The organism is Longimicrobium sp., assembly GCF_036554565.1.
In the GTDB taxonomy this organism is placed as follows: Bacteria; Gemmatimonadota; Gemmatimonadetes; order Longimicrobiales; family Longimicrobiaceae; genus Longimicrobium.
On the sequence record NZ_DATBNB010000820.1, the window covers coordinates 1 to 3,975 of the forward strand.

The window sequence follows — 3,975 nt, forward strand, 5'->3', positions numbered from 1 at the left end:
CGCCCAAGGGTGTCCCATGAACGATCGCCCCCCGTCCGCCTCCGCCCTCGTGGCGGGCTTCATCAACGCCGTCACCGCCCCGCAGCGCGCCGTGCTCCGCAGCCTGACGGAGGTGGGGCGCAGGAGCAACGAGAACTGGCCCAGCGTGGAAAAGGAGCTGATGAAGTTCCACGCCGCCGTGCTGAGCAACTGCCTGGACCTGGTCAACGCCAGCATCCGCGAGCTGGAGGCGCGGGAGCAGCGCGCGCCGATGCCCTGGCAGCCGCCCGCGCACGGAGCCGCGAGCGGCGCGTTGGGCGGGGCCCACGCCCCGCCCCCGCCCGCGTTCGGGTCTCCGGCCGCACCCGCGCCATCCGGCGCGCCCCTACCGCCCGCGCCCACGTCGCCCGGCACCCCCGCGGCGCTCGGCACCCCCGCGGCGGACGGCGGGTCCACGGCGTTCGGCGGGCCCCCGGCGGGGCCGGACCCGGTATGAGCGCCCGCCCGCGCCGGCGCGTCCTCTTCATCGGCGAGCTGATCACGCTGTCGCACATGGTCCGTCCCGCGGTGCTGGCCGGAACGCTGGACCCCGAGCGCTACGAGGTCTTCTTTGCGTGCGACCCGCGCAACCTGGAAATGCTCGCCAAGCCGCACCCCTTCGAGTTCATCCCGCTGAAGTCGCGGCTGGCCATGAAGTCGATGGACGCCATCTCGCAGGGGCGCGACTCGCTGTACGACTACGCCACGGTGAACCACTATGTGCGCGAGGACCTGCAGCTCCTTTCGCGCTACCGCCCCGACGTGGTGATCGGCGACATGCGCCAGTCGCTGGTGATCAGCAGCCGGCTGAGCGGGGTGCCGTTCATCAACATCATGAACGCGCACTGGCACCCGTCGTCGCCCACCCGGTACGAGTCGCCCCTGAACCCCCTGGCCGGGTTCCTGGGCGAGGGCCTGGGCGGCCTGGTCTTCAACGGGCTGGTGAACCTGGCCATGCCGTTTTCCACCCTGGCCATCAACATGGTGAGCCTGCAGCACGGGCTGCCGGTGGTGGGGGTGGATTTCAAGAGCGTGTACAGCTACGGCGACTACACCGCATTCCCCGACCTTCCGGAGCTTTCGCCGCTGGACCAGCTGCCGGAGAACGCCGCGTACGTGGGTCCCTGCCTGTGGGGTCCCGACGTTCCCGAGCCCTCCTGGTGGGGCGCGCTCCCGCCGGACCGGCCCGTCGTGTACGTCGGGCTGGGCTCCTCGGGGCAGCCGCGGCTCCTGCCGGGGGTGATCAAGGCGCTGGCCGGGCTTCCCGTCACCCTGGTGGTGGCCACCGCGGGGCGAACGGACCTGGGCCCGCAGCCGGAAAACGTCTTCGTGGCCAGCTACCTGAACGGCATGCAGGCGGCGCGGCGGGCGGCGCTCACCATCTGCAACGGGGGAAGCATGCCCGCCCAGCAGAGCCTGAGCGTGGGAACGCCGGTGCTGGGCATTCCCAGCAACGTGGACCAGGTGGGATGGATGCGGATCCTGATGGAGCGCGGCGCGGGCGAGATGATTCCCGAGTCGCGGGTGAGCGAGGGGGGGGTCCGCGACGCCGTGCGGGGGATGCTGGCCACCGGGCGCTACCGCTCCGCCGCGGCGGCGCTGGCGCAGGCCATGGAGCGCTTCGACGCGGGCGAGGCCTTCAACCGGCTGCTGGACCGCGTGTACGCCGAACGGCAGGCCAGCTGGGCGAACCGCGCCGCCAGCTGAGGGCGGCGCCGCCCCGCTGTCCGGGGGACCCCGCCAGGGAAGCCGCGTCCGCCGCCGGCGTGCGGGGTCCACCCGCCGGACCTTTCACTCACCACTGCCACAGGCCGTCATGAACGTCGAAAAGCAGAGCACGCTGAGCGAGCATTCCAAGGAGCACTACAACGCCCTGGGCGAGCAGTACACCGAGATCCTGAACGCACGCGCCGGCACCTTCGGCCTGGGAAGCGACCGGAACCGCTGCCGGATGATCTTCGAGTTCGTCCGCCGGCACTGCCGCGGCGCCATCCTGGAGCTGTGCTGCGGCCCGGGCAACTTCACCTTCGTCATGGGCGAGCAGCTTCCGTACAGCACCATCGTGGGAACGGACCACAGCGAAACGTTCATCGAGATCGCCCGCCGCCAGAACACCTGTCCCAACGTGGCCTTCGCCGTACAGGACGCGACGCGCCTCACGTACCCGGACGACAGCTTCGACACCAGCGTGGTTTCGCTGGCGCTGCACGAGATGGAGGACGACGACATCCGCTCGGTGCTGAACGAGATGCGGCGCGTCACGCGCAAGGGCGGCAAGATCATCCTCATCGAGCTGCACATCCCCGAGAACCCCATCGTCCGGGTGATGTTCGAGCAGGGGCTGGGGGCCGAGGAGCGCCCCACCACGTACCACCTGAACGCCTACGGGCTTCCGCGCTTTCTGGCCGACGCGGGGATCCCCATGGCGGAGCACCGCATCGTCTGCATGAGCACGGTGCAGATCGCCATCGGGGTGAAAGGGGCGGCGGAGCTGGAGCCCACCTTCCACCGCGACTTCACCTCGTTCGATCCCTGGCAGCACCTGGTGGTTCCCTCCGTGGCCACCTTCCTTTCCACCATGTCGGGGCTGGTGGCGCACCAGCTGGGCGCGGGCCGCACGCAATAGCGCGCGCACCAGCCGACACCGACGCAACCGTTTCAGCGATCCTGCACCCGCCATGAGCACGAGCCCGCGCCGACGCGTCCTCTTCATCGGGGAGCTGGTCACCCTGTCGCACATGGTGCGTCCCGCGGTGCTGGCGGCCACGCTGGACCCCGCGCGCTACGAGGTCTTCTTCGCCTGCGACCCGCGCCACCTGTCGCTGCTGCGCACGCCCAACCCCTTCCACTTCATCCCGCTGCAGTCGCGGCTGGCGGTGAAGTCGCTGGAAGAGGTGGCGCTGATGCGCGACTCGTTCTACGACTACGCCACGGTGAACCACTACGTGCGCGAGGACCTGCAGCTGTTCGCCACCTGGCGCCCCGACGTGGTGGTGGGCGACATGCGGCAGTCGCTGGTGGTCAGCAGCCGCCTGGCCGGCGTCCCGTTCGTCAACATCATGAACGCGCACTGGCACCCGACCTCCAGCACCCCCTACGAGTCACCCGTGAACCCGCTGGGCGCCTGGCTGGGCGAGCCGTGGGGGGGAATGCTCTTCAACGGGCTGATGAAGCTGGCGCTGCCGCTGGCCTCGGTGGGGGTGAACCTGGTGAGCCTGCAGTACGGGCTTCCGGTGGTGGGGGCGGACTTCAAGAGCATCTTCAGCTACGGCGACTACGTCGCCTTTCCCGACCTCCCGGAGCTGTCGCCGCTGCACCCCCTGCCGGAGAACGCCGCCTACGTGGGCCCCTGCCTGTGGACCCCCGACGTCGCCCAGCCCGCCTGGTGGGGCGCGCTCCCCGCCGACCGGCCCGTCGTGTACGTGAACCTGGGCTCCTCGGGGCAGCCGCGGCTCCTGCCGACGGTGATCCGGGCGCTGGCCGGCCTTCCCGTCTCGGTGGTGGTGGCGACGGCCGGGCGCACGGACCTGGGTCCGCAGCCGGCCAACGTCTTCGTGGCGGACTTCCTGGATGGCCTGCAGGTGGCCCGCCGCGCACGCCTCACCCTGTGCAACGGGGGGAGCACCGCGGGGCCGCAGAGCCTGGCGGGGGGCACGCCGGTGCTGGGGATTCCCAGCAACATGGACCAGCTCGCCTCCATGCGCCTGCTGGTGGCCCGCGGCGCGGGGGAGATGGTTCCCGAGGCGGAGGCAAGCGAGGAGGGAATCCGCGACGCGGCGCGGCGGATGCTGGTGGACCCGCGCTACCGCCGGGCCGCGGGCGAGGTGGCGGCGGCCATCGAGCGCTTCGACGCGGGGAGCGCCTTCAACGGGCTGCTGGACCGGGCCTTCGCCGCCCGCGCGGCCGCGTGGCGCGCCGCGCCGGCGGCCGCGCATGCCGGCGTGTGAAGCCGCCTCA

General features: G+C 71.4%; 4 protein-coding genes. All 4 read left to right on the forward strand.

Going from position 1 to position 3,975, the window contains the following annotated elements:
• Window positions 1-16: 16 nt before the first annotated feature.
• The 4 genes from VIB55_RS23240 to VIB55_RS23255 all read left to right on the forward strand — a co-directional run bounded on the left by VIB55_RS23240 (window position 17) and on the right by VIB55_RS23255 (window position 3,965).
• Complete coding sequence (locus VIB55_RS23240; protein WP_331879065.1) at window positions 17-475, forward strand: hypothetical protein; 459 nt, start codon at window positions 17-19, stop codon at window positions 473-475.
• A complete protein-coding gene (locus VIB55_RS23245) occupies window positions 472-1,725 on the forward strand; it encodes a nucleotide disphospho-sugar-binding domain-containing protein (protein ID WP_331879066.1) in 1,254 nt (417 codons plus the stop codon). Before VIB55_RS23240 ends, VIB55_RS23245 begins: the two co-directional genes overlap by 4 nt.
• Window positions 1,726-1,834: 109 nt before the next feature.
• The gene (locus VIB55_RS23250; RefSeq protein ID WP_331879067.1) at window positions 1,835-2,644 is read left to right on the forward strand and encodes a class I SAM-dependent methyltransferase; all 810 of its coding nucleotides are present in this window, start codon (window positions 1,835-1,837) and stop codon (window positions 2,642-2,644) included.
• Window positions 2,645-2,696: 52 nt separating this feature from the next.
• Window positions 2,697-3,965, forward strand: coding sequence for a glycosyltransferase (locus tag VIB55_RS23255; protein ID WP_331879068.1), 1,269 nt, complete (start codon window positions 2,697-2,699; stop codon window positions 3,963-3,965).
• The last annotated feature ends 10 nt before the right edge of the window (window positions 3,966-3,975 follow it).